17 protein-coding genes are annotated in these 18,926 nt (G+C 56.9%); 4 read left to right on the top strand and 13 right to left on the bottom strand.

What is annotated here, in order from left to right; genetic code table 11:
* Window positions 1-49: 49 nt before the first annotated feature.
* From ACZCED_RS14475 to ACZCED_RS14465, 3 genes are all read right to left on the bottom strand, one after another.
* A complete protein-coding gene (locus ACZCED_RS14475) occupies window positions 50-1,018 on the bottom strand; it encodes a TAXI family TRAP transporter solute-binding subunit (RefSeq protein WP_462969719.1) in 969 nt (322 codons plus the stop codon).
* A 100-nt stretch (window positions 1,019-1,118) separates the two neighbouring features.
* Complete coding sequence (locus ACZCED_RS14470) at window positions 1,119-1,889, bottom strand: SDR family NAD(P)-dependent oxidoreductase (protein WP_462969720.1); 771 nt, start codon at window positions 1,887-1,889, stop codon at window positions 1,119-1,121.
* A 70-nt stretch (window positions 1,890-1,959) separates the two neighbouring features.
* Window positions 1,960-2,628, bottom strand: coding sequence for a GntR family transcriptional regulator (locus tag ACZCED_RS14465; RefSeq protein WP_464861086.1), 669 nt, complete (start codon window positions 2,626-2,628; stop codon window positions 1,960-1,962).
* Between the two features lie 120 nt (window positions 2,629-2,748).
* Here ACZCED_RS14465 and ACZCED_RS14460 point away from each other — a divergent pair, with 120 nt between their 5' ends.
* Window positions 2,749-3,714: a 3-hydroxyacyl-CoA dehydrogenase family protein gene (locus tag ACZCED_RS14460; protein WP_464861085.1), complete on the top strand. Its 966-nt coding sequence runs from the start codon at window positions 2,749-2,751 to the stop codon at window positions 3,712-3,714.
* A gap of 87 nt (window positions 3,715-3,801) precedes the next feature.
* Window positions 3,802-4,638, top strand: a complete 837-nt coding sequence (locus ACZCED_RS14455) for a beta-keto acid cleavage family enzyme (protein WP_464861084.1) — start codon at window positions 3,802-3,804, stop codon at window positions 4,636-4,638.
* Between the two features lie 176 nt (window positions 4,639-4,814).
* Here ACZCED_RS14455 and ACZCED_RS14450 read toward each other — a convergent pair whose 3' ends face one another.
* From ACZCED_RS14450 to ACZCED_RS14410, 9 genes are all read right to left on the bottom strand, one after another.
* A complete protein-coding gene (locus ACZCED_RS14450; RefSeq protein ID WP_464861083.1) occupies window positions 4,815-6,416 on the bottom strand; it encodes an FAD-binding protein in 1,602 nt (533 codons plus the stop codon).
* A gap of 95 nt (window positions 6,417-6,511) precedes the next feature.
* Window positions 6,512-7,771 (bottom strand): MFS transporter, encoded by a 1,260-nt coding sequence (locus ACZCED_RS14445; protein WP_464861082.1) that lies wholly within the window; start codon window positions 7,769-7,771, stop codon window positions 6,512-6,514.
* Window positions 7,768-8,298, bottom strand: coding sequence for a gamma carbonic anhydrase family protein (locus ACZCED_RS14440; RefSeq protein WP_462969726.1), 531 nt, complete (start codon window positions 8,296-8,298; stop codon window positions 7,768-7,770). Before ACZCED_RS14440 ends, ACZCED_RS14445 begins: the two co-directional genes overlap by 4 nt.
* Window positions 8,299-8,354: 56 nt before the next feature.
* Window positions 8,355-9,152, bottom strand: a complete 798-nt coding sequence (locus ACZCED_RS14435) for a CoA-transferase subunit beta (RefSeq protein ID WP_462969727.1) — start codon at window positions 9,150-9,152, stop codon at window positions 8,355-8,357.
* Between the two features lie 10 nt (window positions 9,153-9,162).
* Window positions 9,163-10,122: a CoA transferase subunit A gene (locus tag ACZCED_RS14430; protein ID WP_462969728.1), complete on the bottom strand. Its 960-nt coding sequence runs from the start codon at window positions 10,120-10,122 to the stop codon at window positions 9,163-9,165.
* 24 nt (window positions 10,123-10,146) lie between these two features.
* Window positions 10,147-11,388 (bottom strand): acetyl-CoA C-acyltransferase, encoded by a 1,242-nt coding sequence (locus ACZCED_RS14425; protein ID WP_462969729.1) that lies wholly within the window; start codon window positions 11,386-11,388, stop codon window positions 10,147-10,149.
* A 66-nt stretch (window positions 11,389-11,454) separates the two neighbouring features.
* A complete protein-coding gene (locus tag ACZCED_RS14420) occupies window positions 11,455-12,609 on the bottom strand; it encodes an acyl-CoA dehydrogenase family protein (RefSeq protein WP_462969730.1) in 1,155 nt (384 codons plus the stop codon).
* Between the two features lie 330 nt (window positions 12,610-12,939).
* On the bottom strand, window positions 12,940-13,752 hold the full coding sequence (locus tag ACZCED_RS14415) for an IclR family transcriptional regulator (protein ID WP_462969731.1): 813 nt from the start codon (window positions 13,750-13,752) through the stop codon (window positions 12,940-12,942).
* Between the two features lie 13 nt (window positions 13,753-13,765).
* Window positions 13,766-14,377: a fumarylacetoacetate hydrolase family protein gene (locus tag ACZCED_RS14410; protein WP_464861081.1), complete on the bottom strand. Its 612-nt coding sequence runs from the start codon at window positions 14,375-14,377 to the stop codon at window positions 13,766-13,768.
* A gap of 243 nt (window positions 14,378-14,620) precedes the next feature.
* Between ACZCED_RS14410 and ACZCED_RS14405 the strand changes: the two genes are divergently transcribed.
* Both ACZCED_RS14405 and ACZCED_RS14400 read left to right on the top strand, forming a co-directional pair.
* Window positions 14,621-15,385 carry an HpcH/HpaI aldolase family protein gene (locus ACZCED_RS14405; protein WP_464861080.1) on the top strand — a complete coding sequence of 255 codons (765 nt, stop codon included), beginning with the start codon at window positions 14,621-14,623 and terminating at the stop codon, window positions 15,383-15,385.
* Window positions 15,386-15,533: 148 nt separating this feature from the next.
* Complete coding sequence (locus ACZCED_RS14400) at window positions 15,534-16,109, top strand: flavodoxin family protein (RefSeq protein ID WP_464861079.1); 576 nt, start codon at window positions 15,534-15,536, stop codon at window positions 16,107-16,109.
* Window positions 16,110-16,671: 562 nt separating this feature from the next.
* Here the strand turns inward: ACZCED_RS14400 and ACZCED_RS14395 are convergent.
* Window positions 16,672-18,639 carry a tetratricopeptide repeat protein gene (locus ACZCED_RS14395; RefSeq protein ID WP_464861078.1) on the bottom strand — a complete coding sequence of 656 codons (1,968 nt, stop codon included), beginning with the start codon at window positions 18,637-18,639 and terminating at the stop codon, window positions 16,672-16,674.
* Between the last annotated feature and the right edge of the window lie 287 nt (window positions 18,640-18,926).

Below are 18,926 nucleotides of genomic sequence, written 5' to 3'. Positions count from 1 at the left end.
TTCAGAAAAATGGGGGCCTGGCCGACGGCGGCGATCAGGCCCCTGCGCATCAGGGTTTGATTCCCATTTCGGTATAATATTTCATCGCCCCCGGATGAACCGGAATGCGTGCCCCGGTGATTGCATTTTCCGGTTTGGACGCCTCGATGGCCGCTTTCTTCACCTGGGCCAGCGCGGGCCAGTTGGCATACAGGGTCTTGACGATGTTGTAGGCGACATCGTCGGGCAGGTCCTTGTTGGTCACGATGCAGGTTACCGTGCCGATGGCGGGCACATCGGCGGTCAGGCCCTTGTAGGCGTCTTTAGGGATGACGGTTTCCATCAGGCCGGGCTCCAGTTCGAGAACCTTTTTCATATGGGCCGCATCGACGGGCAGCATGCGGACGCCGGGGCGGAAGTTCAGGTCGATAATGGTCGCCTGGGGGCAGGACGTGACCGCCATGTAGCAATCGCTGTGACCGTCCTTCATCAGGGCCGCCGAATCGGAATAGCCCACATAGCTGACCGACCCGCCGTTCTTTTTGATGCTGTCAAAGGTGATGTCGTACGCCTTGAGGACATTCTCGGCGATGACCGTACCGGAAAAGCCCACCTTGCCGGGAACGATATTCTTGTCCTTGAGGTCGGCGATGCTCATGATATCACTGCTTTTCGGAACGGCGATTTGGAAGACGCCGGGGTACAGGGACATGAGGTGACGCAGGTTGGTATTTTTTTTATCGAACTTGCCGCGGCCGTTATAGGCGTTATAGACCGTGTGGGTATAGGACCACCCCAGATCCGCGCGTCCGGCGTTGACCGCCTTGGCGTTGCCCACTCCTCCGCCGGGTCCGTTGGAAGAGGATATTTTCAACTCTTTTTCGATGATGTTCATCATGGCCGAGCCCAGGGGATACCAGGACCCGCCCTCGGGGCCGGAGAACATCCGCAGAAACTTCTGTTCGGCATGGGCTGCGGGGATAATCATAAAAAGCGTCAAGGCGACGACGGCACAAGTACAGATCAGCTTCTTGGACATTTTTTCCTCCTTGGATAGAGTTTTATGGTTAACCTGCCCGACTGCCTGGTGCCCGGCAGTGTGCTTCCTTTGACTGCGCCCGCAACCGTCCGGCTGCGGGCTAATAATAAACCCCGCCGACACTCAGCCCCCCGCAGACGAAAAGGGTCTGCCCGGTAATGAAATCGGCCTCTTGAGATGCCAGAAAGGCCACCGCGTGGGCAACCTCTTCCGGTTGGCCCATGCGCCCCAGGGGCACGCTGCCGAGGATCGCCCGGGTCTGCGGGCTGTCCGCCGGATTGGCATCCGTAAACAGTTTGGTGGCGATGGGGCCGGGCGCCACGTTGTTCACATTGATGTGGTACGGGGCCATCTCAAGCGCCCAGGTGCGGGTCAACCCGATGAGACCGGCTTTGCAGGCGGAATAAACCGTCCGGTTCTGTTTGCCAAGGCTCGCCCGGGAACCGATATTGACGATCTTGCCGTAGCCCTGCGCCTTCATGTGCGCGAGGCAGTGTTTGGCGCAAAAGGACGCCCCCTTGAGATTGACGCGGACCGCCCGGTCCCAGTCGTCTTCCACGACGCCGTCGAGGTCGGCCGGACACACCATGCCGGCATTGTTGACCAGAATATGCACGCCGCCGTATTTTTTGGCAATGTCCTCCACGGCCTGCCGCACGTCGGACTCCCGGCCCACATCCACCACCCGTGCAGTGACCGCGGCCCCCTGAGCGGCAAGTTCGTCGGCGACCTCCAGAACGGAGCCATCGATATCAAAAAGGGCCAGGGAGGCGCCCTGGCAGGCCATGTTGGTAGCGATGGCCTGGCCGATTCCCCGGGCGGCGCCCGTGATCAGCGCTACGCGTCCCTCAAAACGCTTTTTTTCGTCCATTGGTCGATGTCACTCCACTATCCGTGTGGTACCCATGGCCGCCCCGAGGGCCATCGAAAAATCCAGCAGTTCAGAATCCCGGGAATTTGGAAAGGAAGTCCATGAGTACATCTTTGGCCCGTCGTATATGGGTTCTCATGACGCAACCCGCTTCTTCGGCGTTGCCGCGACGGACGGCATCGATAATTTTCTCATGATCCAGGAGGTACTCGTCATAGGCGGTCACCAGCAGCGACATATGCCGGTAGCGGGTGATTCGCATGCGGATGTCTTCGATGATGCGGTCGATCTGACCGTTTCCGCATTTTCTCCTGAAGAGTCGGTGAAATTCCAGGTTGGCGGAACTCCACGGCTCGATGCTGCTATTGTCCTCACAGGAAATCCGTTTGATGTCCGTGTTGATCTTTTCCAGATGCTCGATGTCGGCGGCTTCCAGGCGGGGTGTCGCCCATTGCACCGCCTGGGCTTCCAGCAGCTCGAGCATCGCATAGAAATCGGCGATCTCTTCCGGAGACGTCTTGCTGACGACCGCCCCCTGATGTTGAAGAAGGACCAGAAAACCCTCGCTGTCCAACTGGTTGAAGGCTTCCCGCACCGGCCCCCTGCTGCACTGGAACGTGGCGGTCAGACGGGCTTCCTTGATATGTTCACCCGGAAGGATCCTGCCGAACACGATATCGTGTCGCAACTGCTTGTAGATCTTCTGCTTGAGCGAAACATGGTTCTTTTTTTTAGGCATGGGATCCGGGTGTGAGGGAAAAGTATGTTGACAATGTTGTTAACAATTTTGTACTACAAAATCGATTTCTGAATGTCAATCATTTTGTTTTCGATTGTTTATTTATCTGTGGAGTGCCGCATGGAGAACAAAAAAGGGTTCAAGCATGTCTGGGTGGCCGGTGCCGGCACCATGGGGCACGGCCTGGCGCTGCTGATGGCCAAGGCCGGCTGCGAGGTCAGCCTGTCGGATTCCAGCGACAGGGCCTTGAAAACGGCATTGGAACGGGTCAGATCGCACCTGGCCGTCCTGGTGGAGGAGGACCAGGTGGACCAAGCGTCCGTACCCGCCATTTTGGGCCGCATCCATCCCGTAAAACCCACGCACACGATGGACCAGGCGGACCTGATTCTGGAATCCATCAGCGAAGACGTCGACGCCAAGCGGGATTTTCTGGCAGACGTCGCCAGCCGCTGCCACCCGGAGGCGGTGGTGGCCAGCAACACCTCTTATCTCAATGTTTTCGATCTTGCGCCCGCCGCGCTTCAGGCGCGTTTCCTGATCTGCCATTTTTTTGCACCGCCCTATATCATTCCGCTGGCAGAGGTCGTCAAAGGGCCCGAAACGATGCCGGGGTGTGTTGACCGCATGCAGGGATTTCTCATTGCCATCGGCCACACACCGGTGGTGGTCGAAAAATTTATCCCGGGATTTATCGTCAACCGGCTGCAACGGGCACTGGGCCGTGAAATTTTCCACCTGATCGACCAGGGCTACGCCCGGCCCGAACAGATCGACAAGGCCGTCCTGGCCAGCCTGGGAATTCGTATTCCCGTTCTCGGGGTCGTCAAGCGATATGATTTTGCGGGGCTTGATTTCACGGCCAAGGTTCTCTCCAACCCGTCCATCGGTCTGGTCAATGAAGACCGCCCCTCGACCGCGGTCGACCGACTGGTGGACCTGGGCCACACGGGTGTCAAATCCGGCAGGGGCTTTTACGACTATGCGGATCAGGATCCCAGTCAGATTTACCGGCAGCGTGACAGGCTGCTCATTAACATGCGCCGGGTCATCGCAGAGATAGAGAAAACGTTTTGGAAGCGCTAAAAAAATGGCCGTGACAGCTCGGCAACACGACCATACCGGACCGGAGGGCACTTACAGGATTAAGAACACTTGAACGCAGGAGCGTCTATGGAAAATCTGATCATCATTACGGCAGCTGTAACCGGATCGAACCCGACCAAAAAGATGAATCCGGCGGTTCCCTACACGCCCAGGGAAATCGCCGACGCAGCGGTGGAAAGCCACCGGGCCGGTGCGGCGATCGCTCACGTCCACGTCAGGGATCCGGATACCGGGAAGCCGGCCTTCAAACGCGAGCTCTTCAAAGAGGTCCTGGACCGTATCCGGGATCGATGCGATATGCTCGTCAATCTGACCACCAGCGGATTCAACCTGCACGGTCCCGATGCCGGCGACCGGCGACTCGAACCGGTCTCCCTGAAGCCGGACATGTGCTCACTGGATCTGGGGAGCATGAATTTTCATGACCGTGTCTTCATCAACCCGCCGCAATGGTCGGAGAAAGCGGCCGCATGCATGCTCGCCAACCAGGTCAAACCGGAAATCGAAGTCTTCGAACCGGGCCATATCCGGCAGGCGGTGGATCTCGCGAAACGGGGCAGCTTTGCGCCGCCACCGTATTTTCAACTCTGCATGGGAGTTCCCTGGGGTATCGAGGCGTCCGTGGAGAGCCTGCTTTTCATGAAAAACCAGCTGCCGCCCGACTGCCGCTGGAGCGTGTTGGGCGTTGGCAAGGCCCAGCTTCCCATGATCACCATGGGGATCCTGCTGGGTGGAAACATCCGGGTCGGATTCGAAGACAACCTGTTTGTCAAAAAGGGGGTACCGGCAAAAAGCAATGCCGAGATGGTCGCCATGGCCGCCGACCTGGCCACCCGCCTGGGGCGTGACGTCGCCTCCGTGGACCAGGCGCGTCAGATTCTCGGCATCCCTAAAGCGTCCTGACCTGAACGTGAAGCGCGATAGCGAAGGCATTCCCTGCGGCTTGCCGCGGGGAGGGTTCAAAATGGGTCGGCAAGATTTCAAAGTGATTGATATTGCCCATTGCGCATGATCGGTGCCGATCAGGAAGATAATCAGGTGGATGGTTGTTTTTCAGTGGGCAAAGGACAAATGGGACATTACGTAACCGGTTCCATGCGGCTGATGTGGATTTCTCCCTCTTTCATTTGAACATGGACGTGCTTCAGCCACGCACCGTGTTCATGAGGATGGTCTTCTCTGTATTGGGCCCCCCGGCTCTCGGTTCGTGCCAAAGCAGACAGAGCAATGGCTTTTCCCGTAAGTGCGGCACTCCTGCATTCAAATTGCCTGCAGCGTTCAACCGGACGGACCGCTTCGGCACGTTCCAGATCGGAGAGAATGGCATCGATTTGTGAGATTCCTTTTTCCAGGGATACTCGGCTGCGAACAATGCCGATGCTGTCCCAGAGGGTTTTTTTCAATGTTCTCATCAACGCGGCAACATCCATTTCCACAGAACCGCCAGTGTTGAACCGCCTTTCTGCAGCGATGGCAGCGAGCGTTTCAAATTCTCGAAAGGGTTTGCCGTTACCAACATACCGTGATGCCGACATACCTGCCTGGTCGCCGAAAACCATCGCTTCGCACAGGGCGTTTCCGCCCATCCGATTGGCCCCGTGAATACCCCCGACAATCTCACCGGCAGCAAAGAGCCCCTCGATTCCCGTCCGGCACTCCTTATCGATCGAAACCCCTCCCATGGTATGGTGGCATGCCGGAATTATTTTGACGGGTTCGGTATCATACGATATTTTCTTTTTGAAACGCGATTTCAGATCGTCGCCGAATAGAATCCGGGAGTCGTCCGCCTTACGCATGTCCAAGAGCAGTGCGCCATCCACATCATGCCCCAGACTCAACTCCCTGAAAAGCGCCTGGGAAAGTCTGTCCCGGGAGACAATGGCCACAGGCTTTTCATAGAGCTTGTATTTACGCTTTACATCTTCCCCCTGGCGATTGACAATCTCGCCGATGTCAGCGAATGCCGCCGGGATTATCATATGGCCCCGGCCGGAGCCTGCATAAACCAACGGATAAAACTGAACGAACTCCATGTCCATCAGTTCCAGGCCTGCTTCAAGCGCCAACAGGTATCCGTCACCGGTGGCCCCCGGCGCGTTGTCGTTTTGCCGGTATGCGGCGCCCGCCCCGCCGGTGGCCAGCAATACAGCCCCGGATCGCAGACCGTACCGTTTTCCGGAACGCTTGTTGAACCCGACCGCACCCCCGCATCGGCCCTCATGGACGATTAAATCCGTCACCACCATGTTTTCCAGAAACCGGACGCCCGCTTTCCGACAGGCGCGGACCAGAACGGCGCTTATCGCCGGACCACCGACCATCGTGGAGGTCCGGCAGTGAAAGCCGGTCCGGTGGGAATTTCCGGAAAGCCCCATTTTCCTGAGGTTTGTTATCTTGTCCGGCGCCCGTCTGACAAATTGCTCCACCAGGGATTTGTCGTTGAGCCGGCAACCGCTCTCGAGCGTTTTTTCGATGTGCGCCTCGATGCTGAATTCACCTGTCGCACAGGTAAACGCACCGCCTGCGAGAATGGTATTGTTTGCTTTGCCTACCGGTGCCTTTGACACCAATAACGGTTGTCTGCCGGTTTTTGAAACCGACAAGGCGGCCTCAAGGCCGGCGATACCGCTTCCGATGATTAACACGTCTGCCTCAAGGATCTGCAATGGGGTTGTCATATCGAACGTATCCTACCCATCGGTCTTTTTAAAAGAGGCCTTCCCGGTCCCCAGGATCAGGCTTTAGGCTTCCATGGATGGACCTGATCACGATTTCATCGGCCAGCTGTCGGACGACGTCGGGTTTCAGTCGTAAACAGGTAGGAGACGACAGTCAGTCCCAGGCAGGCCGCACAGGTCAAAAATGCGCCCTTGAAGGCCGATGCCCCCAGCGACGCCTGGGGGTAGAAATGGTGCATCAGGCTTCCCAGCCCCTGGAGGAAAGCCACAACCCCCACCATGGTGAAAAAGTTGACGCCGGTCATGGCTGTCGCGGCATGTTCCACCGGCATGCGTTCTTTGATGTGGGCGTACATGATGCCCCCGGAACTGCTGAAGAAGCCGAAACCGAAAAAAAGCCCGGCCAGAACCGCCACGGAAGTGCCCGGGGAGAGCCCGGCCAGAACGACCAGGACCAGGCCTGTTCCGGTCAGCCCGCCCATGACGACGCCTTTGCGTGAATTGAACGCCACGTCGGAAAGCCACCCGAACACCGGGCTGCCGACAATGATACCGATGCTCATCAACAGGATCAGGTTGCCCGCCGACACGGCCGACACCCCGATTACCTTCATCAGATAGGGACCGGCCCACAGTCCCTGGACCGAGGCAAAAATACCATAGCGGCAGAAGGTCCCCAGGGAGATGATCCAGTAATCCTTTTCGCGAAACAGCCGACCCAGGGCGCTGAGAATCTCCCGCAGGTTGGTTGACGCGGCCCGCAGCGGTTCACCGTCACCGCCCGATTGCGGACGGTCACGGACAACGATGAAAAAAAGCACGGCAAGCAGCAGGTTGATCGCGGAAAAAACCGTAAACGTCATCCGCCAGCCAATGGATTGCACCAGGAGCACCAGGGGTGTTGCCGCGGTGACGTTGCCGGCGGTGCCGATGGAAATGACCAGGGCGGCCAGGGTGGCGAATCGGAGGGGCCCGAACCAAAGGGTGATCAGCTTGAGGCTTCCCATGAGGTTGCAGGCCATTCCCGCACCCAATAGGATCCGGCCGATCACCAGGGCCGACAGGGATTCGCCCCAGGCAAAGATCAAGGCGCCGGCGACGGCCAAGAGGGACAGGGCCGTCATCGACAACCGGGGACCGATGCCGTCCAGGTACATGCTGATGGGAATCTGCATGAAGGCGAAGGCGTAAAAAAATGCCGCTGAAACCAGGCTGAGGCCCCTGGCGTCCAAGGCCAGGTCCCGGATCAGGTCCGGGGTGATCACCGCCACGGACGCCCGGTAGAACATGGATAACACGAAAAGCAGACAGGCCATCAGCAGGATGGCCCAGCGGCGGTGCCGGTCCGGCATCATGCCGGCTTGCCGTTGGCCGCGGCCATGGCGCGGTATTCGGATGCCTTGAGGTAGAGTTCCTCCACCTGGGCCTGGATCTTATGCGTTTCGGCAGGGGTCAACCGGCGCACCGGCTTGGCAGGCTGCCCCAGCACCAGCATGCCTGCGGCAACGTCCATGCCGGGCGTTACGATCGCACCGGCGCCGACCAAGGCGCCGGATCGGATGACGGCGCCATCCAGAACGATCGCCCCGATCCCCACCAGGGCGCCCGCTTCGACCCGTGCGCCGTGGAGGCAGGCCTTGTGGCTGATCAGGGCCCCGTCCTCGACGACAACGGGATGGCCTTCCGGTGATTCGAGCAGGCACAGATCGAGGACCGCCGATCGCTCTCCAATGATGATGTGTTCGTCATCGGCGCGCAATACCGCCCCCGGCCATATGCTCGAACCGGCTTTGAGTTCGATCTTGCCGATCAGGCGCGCCGTCGGGTCGATCCAGACCTCGGGGCCGATTGCCGGGGATGCCCCCCTGAAACTGGTGATCATAAAGTCCTCCACGGTTTACCTTATTTTCAACAGGTTTTTAGCGGCAGCGAAAAGCGTCAATCATCGGTTCGAACGGACGCCTCCACCGGCAGGGGACCCAGGATCAGGCGCTGGGGGTCCACATCCTCCCGCAAGGTTGTCAGTTCCGCCTCGGTCGGCGGGGCGCACGCTCGGGCCCGCGAAAGGTCCAGGGGGAATCCCGTTTCCGAGGCAATTTTCTGCGGATCGGTGAACGGGTAGTATTCATCTAAAAACATCTCCCGGGTCTCCGGATCAAACTTGAGGACCCCCAGATTGGTGACCACCGCCATGGGGCCGCCCCGCTTGAAACCGGCCTGCCGGCGGGACTGTCCGCCGGACAGCCAGCCGGGACTCGTGAAATAATCCAGCTGGTTCACAAACCGCCGCCGCTGGTGCTGCATGAAAATGATTACGCCATAGGCCAGGCTGGCGGCATCGCAGGCGCCCCCGGACCCGGGAAACCGCTGGATCGGTTCATCATAGGATCCGAGCTGGGTCGAGTTGAGATTGCCGTACCGATCGATCTGGGCGGCCCCCAAAAAGGCGATGGTCCGGAGCTTGGGATGGCCCAGCAGGCTGAGTGCATCGGCCAGCCCGGAATTGACCGACGTACCGACCATCACCCGCGGGTCGGCCACGGCCAGGGGCAGCTCGTCCAGAGACGGATCGATCCCGCCGGTTTCGAAAAAAACCACGGCCTCCGGGGCATGGATACGCTTGGCGACGGTCGCGGCCAACATGCTCAGCCCCGTGCCCGCAAAAAGGATGTCGCCGTCGTGAACGAGCCGGCCCGCGCTCAACGCCATAATTTCACTGGCCGTGTAGTTGCCCATCGTCTCTCTCCTATCGTCTGTCCAGCCCGGCAGCGTACCCCAAGGCCGGGTTGGCCCTGATCGTCAACAGGTCCCGGATGCCCACCTTGGCCAGATAATCCTCCTGGCTCTCGAAGGGATAGACCCACTGGTGGAGATAGTCCTGGAACCGGTCGTCGTCCGGTGCCATCGTTTTGAACATGTTCAAATGCATGGGGTCGTAGTCGTAGAACTGGTGGCAGGCGGTTGGATGCGCCCCATAGGGCGCAAGGACAATGGCGTCGACCATAAACGGTGCCAGGCAGTTCCGGTCCGGCTCCCGGCGGATGAATTCCCTGGGGACAACCTCCTCGCAGGTGACAATCACTTTTTTGGCCGCCTTGGCCTGCTCGATGTCGGCAAATGTCAGCCCTTCGATGCGGCAGGTGCCGTCATCACCCGCATATTGCACATGGATCAGGGTGACGTCCGGGTTGAGCGGCGGCAGGATCACCACCTGGCCGCCGTTCTCGTCGAGCGGGTCGTCGATGACCTTGAGCTTGTGGGCCGGCACCTTTCCCTGACCCCGGCATTCGGCGGAAAACCCGGACAGCCGGACGATATCGGAGCAAAGGCCGGATGTGGTGGCCACAAAGGGCAGGCCCATGGCACCGGCCATGAAGCGAAGCGTCATCTGGTAGTTGGAGTAGTCTTCCACCTCGATGCGCTTTTCCAGGAAGGCTTTTTTAAAGCGATAGCCGGTGGGGGCGAATCTGGCCACGCCGCCATAGGCCAGCTCGACGCGCTGAACGCACCCGGCGCCGATCAGCAGTTCCATGGCCTGGCCCTGGGAATGAACGACCAGGTACAGCTTCTTTTTCCCCTGGCGGATGATCTCCCTGGCGATGGTCATGGGGTTGCGGTTGACCGTGAATCCGCCCAGCGCGATCTGGTCGCCGTCCTGAATAAATTTATCAACCGCCTCGCCGGCCGTCATGAATTTATCGATCATCGGTTTTCCTTGTCCGTTGGTATTTCACACGCCGGCTACAACTGCAGCGATGCCGAGCCCGCCGCCGCCGCAGATACACTCCAGGCCGTAACGTGCGTTCGTGCGCTGCATCTCGTGGAGCAGGGTCACCAACACCCGGGTCCCGGTGCAGGCGATGGGGTGGCCCAGAGAAATACCGGAGCCGTTGACATTGACGCGGTCATAGTCGCCTTCGGGTAGGCCCATCTGTTTCAGATCCGCCAACACCTGGGCGGCAAAGGCTTCCTGGATTTCAATGCGTTCCATCTGATCGAGAGACAGCCCGCCTTTTTCCAGGGCGATGCGTACCGCCTTGGGAACCGTTGCATAGGCCCGGCGCGGATCGTCCCCGGCAACGCCGAAGGAGACCAGTTTGCCCATGGGCGTGATGCCGAGCTGCCTCGCCTTTTCCGCCGAGGTCACGACCACCGCGGCGGCCCCGTCATTTTCAGAAGACGAGTTGCCGGCCGTGCAGACCCCGCCGAGCACAGGCTTGAGCCGTGACAGCTTTTCAAGGCTCGTGTCGGCCCGGGGACCTTCGTCCCGATCCACCGTGACAGGTTCCCCTTTCGGTTGGGGCACGCGGAGCGGAACGATCTCTTCGTCGAACCTACCCGTTTCCACCGCTTTACAGGCTTTCCGGTGACTGGCCAGGGCCCAGCGGTCGCAGGCTTCCCTGCTGATGTGTTCTTCTGCGGCGGCCGTTTCGGCCCAGGACATCATCGAGGGCAACACCCCGTATCGCGATTCGGGTTGGGACATCACCCGGGCCCGCTGAATTCGGTCGTAAAAGGGCATCCCCCACATGGAGAGGTCCCCGTGACCGCGGGGCATCCCTCTTTTCCCGCCGATTCCCCATTTGATATCCCCCGGCAAGTAAAACTCGGCCGAACTCATGGACTCCACACCGCCGGCGACCACCACATCAGCCTGTCCGGATAAGATCTTCATGGCGGCAAAACAGACGACGTCCAGTCCGGTGCAGCAGCGCCGGTCCATGGTGATGCCGGGGATCGATTCCGGCCAGCCCGCCGTAAGGGCGGCCATGCGCGCGATATTCACGTATTCGCCGTTCTGGTAGGATTGGCCCATAATGACTTCATCGACCATGGCCGGTGAAATGGTGGCCCGCTCGACCACCGCATTTAAAATCGATGCCGCCAGGTCATAGGCGGGAATTGTTTTCAAGGCGCCCATGTATCGTCCCACCGGGGTCCTTGCCGCGCCGATAATGACAATTTCTTTCATCCACCGTTCTCCTTTAAATGAATTCATCCACCGGCATCATTGGTACCGGACTGACAAACAGACACCCTATTGATGCAAGAGATTTCTGGAAATGATCATGCGCTGAATTTCGCTGGTCCCTTCAAAAATCCGGTACAACCTGACGTCCCTCAGAAACATTTCGATCCTGTTTCGGGTCAGGCTGCCTTCTTCTTCGAATAGATCCATGGCACGATCGGCTATCCGGCTTGCCATCTCGGTACAGAACACCTTGACCATCGAGGCTTCGTGAGTCACGTTCCGCCCATTGTCCCTCAGTGTGGACGCATGGTGCAACATCTGGCGGGCGGCATAGATGTCGGTGGCCATATCTGCAAGCGCGAATTGAACCGCCTGCAAGTTTTCTTTGGGTTCGCCGCCTGCCAGTTTACCCTTTACGCGGGCCACGCAAAGCTCCATGATTTTCTGGGACGCCCCGATGGCGCAGGCTCCCATCGACAGGCGGCCCTTGTCCAACACCCGCATGGCGGTTTTGAAACCGTGCCCGACCCTTTCCGCGCCGCCGATCACGTTTTCTGCAGGCACCGTGCAGTTATTGAACACCAGTTCGTGCGTGTGGGATCCCCGCAGCCCCATCTTCGTGTCGGCAGGACCTGTCTTGAGCCCCGGCATTCCCTGTTCGACGATAAATGCCGTCACCCCTCCCCGGGCCCGCTTCTTTTCGTCGGTGACGGCCAGCGTGGTAAACACATGCGCGCTGTCGGCGTTGGTAATGAACTGCTTGGTTCCGTTCAGCACCCAGTGATCGCCGTCGATGACGGCGCGGGTGCTGATATTGGCCGCGTCCGATCCGGCATTGGGTTCGGTCAGGGCAAACGCCGCCGCCCATTCGCCCGAGGCGATGCGGGGGAGGTACCTTCGCTTTTGTTCATCCGTACCGTCGTAGAGGATCCCCATCGATCCGATCCCGTTGCTGGTTCCGATGCGCGAGCGGAAGCACGCGTTGGTGCGTGTGAGTTCTTCGTAGATGATGACTTCTTCAAGGGTTGTCAGCCCCAGACCGCCGTAAGCTTTGGGGATCGACATCCCGAACAGACCCAGCTGCCGCATTTTTTCAACGATCTCATCCGGGATGACCGCTTCGCGTTCGACCTTCAATGCAACCGGCTCGAGTTCTTGTTCGACAAAATGGCGAATCCTGGATCTGAACTGCTCAAACGTGTTCGACATTGTCGATGCCATATCTTTCCCGATCCTTTTTTGACGGTAACCCGTTCCGTGGTTCCGGCTGCTCCAGGCGGATGGTTCGCCCGGACGCCGGGTAATGGAGCACTTTAAAAGTAACGATGTGCGTTATTTAATATCGCTTTTCGTTATTTATTGAGTTGGCCGGCAACTGTCAAGATCAAATCCCGACGCCGTTCCGAACGTCCGCAACCCGTTGCGCCGAACCGTGATGTCCGCCGAGAGCTCAATTTATTGCAAGCCGGTTGACGGCGGCGATGGATCCGGGAAGAAACGGGTATGACAGACGGCGTCCAGGGCGGGTTTTCAATGACTGTGGATGCGGTTTCATTTGGCGGACTGGATGCAGAACGGGTGACCCGGGTAGGAACCGCCGTAGCCCAGACCGGCGGAAAGGCGCGCGCCTTCTTTTCGGAGCGCATCGACCATCTCGGCTACCGCTGCGGGCTTGTGTTCTTCTGCCTGCAAGGAGATGTTGGCCGCCGCGACAACCTGGTCTTCATGGTTGAAAACCGGAACCGCCACCGAGTACAGGGCCAGCGTGGCCTCCTGGTCGGCCACGCCATACCCGTTCCGGCGGACCGCCTCGAGGTTCGCGCGCAGTCTCGCCTTGTCGGTTATGGTGAAGCGGGTCAATGGTTTATAGGGGATCCGTTCCAGCCGTTCATCCAGCTCTTCATCGGGCAGGGCGGCCAGCAGGACCTTGCCGGAGGAGGTGCAATAGGCCGGGAGTTTCGAGCCCTCCCGCAACCCGAAACTGAAAAACCCCCGGATTTCGTTCCTGAACACGAAGATTACCTCCAGGTCATCCAGCACCGCCAGATTGACCGTCTGCCCGATCCGGAGGGAAAAGGTTCTCAGGTGCGTCGCCCCCAGCTGACGAAGTTCGGATCCGCTCAAGTAGTTGAAGCCCAGCGTCAGAATGCGCGGCTCCAGGAAGAATTCCTTGCGCCGGTTGCGGCCGAGGTATCCCAGGGCGATGAGGGTGTCCGTCAGTCTCTGCACGGCGGTCTTGTTGAAACCGGAAATTTCCGAAAGTTCCTGAAGGGTCAACCGCGGATGATCGGCGGAAAAAGAGGCCAGGATTTTCAATCCCCTGGCCAGCGCGTTGATAAAATGCTTCGGTTCCCTCTGGTACATCTTTTCCCCTCGTTCAAGCGGCCAGCCACTCGCCCTGTGTCAGCAGCGCGTCCTTATCCCGTATTTTCCCGCAGAAAAAATCCCCCGCGTGTATCTCGCCCACGCCTTTCGGGGTTCCCGTCATAACGATGTCGCCATTTTCCAAGCTCATGAAGCCCAGTATGCTGGCCAGAATATCATCGGGTTGATTGATCATCAAAGCGATCGTTGCGGACTGAACCACCCGTCCGTTAATGCTCAATTCCAGGCTCAAATTCCGGCTGATCGTTTCGATCTCGGCAAATCGACTGAACAGGGCGGAACCGTCGAACGCTTTACACCGTTCCCAGGGCAGCCCTTTGGCTTTGAGCGTGTTCTGGAGGGCTCGCTTGGTGATGTCCAAACCAAATCCAACCGCGGAAAACCGGCCGTTCTCGAACACAAAGGACAACTCGCCTTCGTAGTGAAGCGGTTCCTGATGAAACGCGCATAGGTTTTCGGATATGGCCGAGTTGGGTTTCGAAAAAATGACTGGCTCGTCCGGAACCTCGTTGTTCAGCTCTTCGATATGATCGAGATAATTTCTTCCCACGCACACGATTTTAGTTGGGCAGACCGTTCGGTTCCCGACGATGATGGTTTTCAATGAGTTCTCCTTCATGATGAGATTTTCTCGATTGGGGTATGTTTAACCTACGCCATATTCAATATCTTTTCCAATTAAATTGCAACCCGGTCGCACCCTTGCGGCGTGGACGCGTATCCTGAAGTGTCCGGATACGATCCGGCGTCGGTCCGAGCGGCATAAAATGCGAATCGTCCGACGGAATACGTGGTTAGTTTGGCTAAAATGCGTTAAAACAGATACAGACACGAAAGGAGAAATCGGATGACCTTCATCAAGACGCAGGTTCAGGCCGGCCGATTCATGGCCGGGGCGTGGTGCAACCTGGCCTCCAGCATCACCACGGAAATGGCGGCGAGGCTGGGATTTGACTGGATTCTCATCGACCAGGAGCATGGGCCCGGCGACAGTATGACCCTCATGCATCAAATCCAGGCGATCGGCGACCGGCCAAGCGCGCCGATCGTGCGCATCGCCTGGAACGAGATGGTCCGTTTCAAGCGAGCCCTGGACCTGGGTGCTGCGGGCATCATGATCCCTTACATCCAAACCGCCGACGAGGCGGCCCGGGCGGTCGGATATTTGCGTTATCCGCCGGAAGGGCAGCGGGGCGTTGCCTCGAGTCCCCGAGCCACCGGGTTTGGTATGGATTTCGAAACCTATTTCCCGGAAGCCAACCGGAACCTGCTTACCGTCACCCAGATCGAAACCGGCAAGGCAGTGAAGAATGCCGGGGAGATCGCGGCGGTGGACGGTGTGGACGTGCTGTTCGTCGGTCCCATGGACCTGAGCATCAGCGTGGGCCTTCCGGGCCGGTTCGATGACCCCGATTATCGGGCGATGCTGACCACGGTGGCCTCGGCGGCCCGGGATGCCGGCAAGGCGGCAGGGATTCTTCTGCCCTCCGGGCATTTGCTGGAAATGGTTTATGACATGGGATTCCGGTTTGTGGCAGTCGGCAGTGACGGCGGCATGGTGATGCAGGGGATGCAAAACACCCTGACCGCGATGGCCGGTTTTCGAAAATAACATGATACGCCGCAACCGACCCCGGTAGCTCGGCAAATGAGTTGTTTTCAACACCGACCGGTTGACACGGATTCCTACCCCCCATTGCCCGAGAGCCGGTCTTCTGATAAGTGGTGGGGGAAACCCAACGACCAGAAGGAGACAATCGATGAAAGTGGTTGCATTCAACGGCAGTCCCAGAAAAGACGGCAACACCTCCATTTTGATCCGGACCGTGCTGGAGGTCATTGAAACCCAGGGCATCGAGACGGAAACCGTCCAGGTGGGCGGCAAACCCATCCGTGGCTGCATCGCCTGCTACAAGTGCTTCGAGAACAAGGACCGGCACTGCGCCGTGGTCAAGGACATGCTCAACGACTGCATCGACCGGATGCTGGCGGCCGACGGCATCATCTTAGGGTCACCGGTCTATTTTGCCTGCATGAGCCCGGAGATCAAGGCCCTGATCGACCGTGCCGGCATGGTGTCGATTGCCAACGGCGCCATGCTGCGGCGCAAGGCCGGGGCCGCCGTCGTAGCGGTTCGGCGGGCCGGCGCGGTGCACACGTTCGACTCGATCAACCATTTTTTTACCATCGGAGAGATGATCATCCCCGGCTCGAAATACTGGAACATGGGGTTCGGCAGGGAAAAGGGGGAGGTCAAGGATGACGCCGAGGGCCTTGCGATCATGAAAACCCTGGGTGAGAACATGGCCTGGCTGCTGAAGAAGATCGCCGGATGAGGTATCCTCCAGACCTATCCTTGAACCGCCATAGCGGGAGAACGGGAAATCGATTTTTATCCTTAGGGTTCTGCGCAGCACTGCCATTGCAGGCAGAGCATTCCCCCGCGGATTGCCGCGGGGGAGGGTTCAATTGACCGAATTGGAAAATGAGCCAGAAAACTCGCTAGACATAATGGTATCATAACATTTCCAACTCTCTCCTCAATGTTGATGTGTTGGAGTTGTGCGTGCAGTTTCCTCCAGCCTCATTTTTTGCAGATAGATCGACCTAATCACAATAAAGCCTAAAGCAAGGATAGGTTGGAGCAATCGCAACTTATTGACATCCTAACATTTTACAGATACCCATTTACGTATCTGAAAAATGCCATTTTTCGGATTGGCGGCCAGGTTTGTATGTGTAAGGTGCAATAAATTGACCATTTGGTCATTTTAACCTGGCGCAATATATAAGGATCCCAATATTCTATTTATTATCAAGACCTTGTCAAGATAGGTTTAACAAAGCAACACTTTGTGGCGTTGCATATTTGTCGTAATTCGAAGCTGAATGTTTTCATCACTTTAACCCCGCTTTTCGCAGTGCGCTTACCACCCGCTCGCACTGCGTTTTATCTTCTTGAGCACATCTCTTGGCAAATTTTTCGATAGAAAAATTGGGATATATTCTAAGCACTTCAGCAGCCTCAATCTGAGCCTCCTCATCCCGTCCGGATAAACTATAAGTAAGAGCCATAAACAATCGCGCAAACATAGCATTTGGCTCTTCACGGACTGCCCTTTCACACCATTTTATTGCCTGGTCGGATTGCCCATCAAAACAGTAAGAAAGTCCTAAACTGTATAAGTAAACATTCGGTGGTTTAGGATTAAGACTTATCGCTGTCTGTAATTCCGATATTGATTCCTTGTACTTGCCAGCTTGAGTAAGAATTTTACCATATCTCATGTGTGATTCAGCTGAATTGGGATTGAGGGCTACAGCTTTTTCCCCGTGGGCAAGGGCCTTATCGTACTGTCCTGTCATTGCGAATATCCAGCCCAAAAAGGCATGGGCGTCAGCATAAGCGTCATTCAAATCAATAGCCTTTTGCACTAATTGCATAGCCTTCGCCAAAGAAGCCTCGGGGGATTTACTCGTGCCGAACCACATGTCCAATATGTGCGTTTTTGATTGAACATAGTATGCCGAGGCATACCGTGGGTCTAAGGCAGCGGCTTCCTCTGCCAATTTCCTTGCCAAAGCACAATCCTCTGGGGTATGTTTGTAAAAAAGCTCATTCGCCAACAAGTACTTTAAATAGGCTTGAAGGTTACTTGTGCCTTTTGCAGCAATTCTTATTTCTTCCCCCTCCGTCAGTTTTACCTGCAAGGCCGAAATAATCTCTTTAGTGATCTCTTCTTGAAGGGCAAATATGTCGCTAATACTTCGGTCATAGCGTTTCGCCCACAGGTGATGGCCATTAAGGGCATCGACCAACTGGGCTGTTATCCGCACCTTGTCTCCTGCCTTTCTAACGCTTCCCTCTAAAACATAGCGAACCCCCAATTCTTCCGCCACTTGCTGAACCTTTACGGGCTTGCCTTTGTAGGTGGAGGTGGAGTTTCGCGCAATTACAAAGAGCTTTGGCACACTGCCAAGTGCAGAAATGATCTCCTCAGTGAGCCCGTCGCTGAAATATTCCTGCTGGGGGTCACCAGTCAGGTTGTCGAAAGGCAAGACAGCCAGGGAAGGTTTATCATTGCTGGAATAGGCCGCAGTGCGCAGGTCGATGCTTTCGGCCTGATCGGGCGCTTTGTGGAGAGCGAACCGCCAAACGACAATGGCGATGAGGATCGCAGCCGCGACAGCTGCCCCGCTCCAAATGACTGTGTGGGCTTTAACCTGAAGCGGCCCGTTTAGCGAGGGCGTTTCTGCTTTCGCTGCAACCACTGATTCTTTCAAATCATTTTCGGTAGTGAACGGAATGTCGAGTCGATCGACAAACTCATCCCAAGCCGCTTTGTCCCGCAGATCGCCCAATGTCAGCGAAATATCACTCAAGCCGATCAGTGCCTCACTAAATGCAAATTTGAACCGCCATTTGTTGTTTTCATCGTAGCCAAATAGACTGGCCCAGACGTCGCATTCTGTCTCGGAACACTGATACCTGTACCTTCCCCCCTTTTCGTAAGGAGTGATAATGTCTCGATCGATGACCTTAAAGACCGCTGCCGACTCTAACTCCGGAAGGCGGTGACGCCAGGCCATGTTGATTTTGGCCCACATGCCCTCCACGTTCTTGGATGCGTTTTTGCCCGAAAGAGTCAGATCGAGCTGGGTAAGAATTTTCTGATGCCTGCGGATATGAATGTATTCCGGCCTGCCGCGCATTTTCATTTCAGTAATAATCAAGGCAATGACCGAAAAATAGAATCGCCTGGATGGGGTATCGAAGTGGACGACAAGAGGCGCTTTATCGTCGGGGAATTGAAGGGTGATTCGATATTCGGCCAGATCTAATTGGATGGCTTCAAGCCTTTCCATGACGGCACCAATGAAATATCGAATCAAAAATTAAAAAACTTAACTGTTATAACAGTTCTACGCCTGTAATTCATATATATCGTAAATCATATCGCAATGGAAGGTAAAACAACAAAACCTCTCGATATTGTTGTTCAATTGAAATCTACCCGTATGTTACCCACTCGTTCAACTGTTCTGCGGCAGAGGTTTAAATTATCGTACGCGGTTTCAGCCAATTAAAATAAACAAATCTTTTCAGTTCCAGCGTTAACTACCACGTTTTTGAACTATACCTGGTGGCAATT

It is taken from the genome of Desulfosarcina sp., from assembly GCF_055467485.1.
The sequence above is the reverse complement of the archived record's forward strand: the minus strand, read 5'-3'. Positions and strand labels throughout refer to the sequence as shown.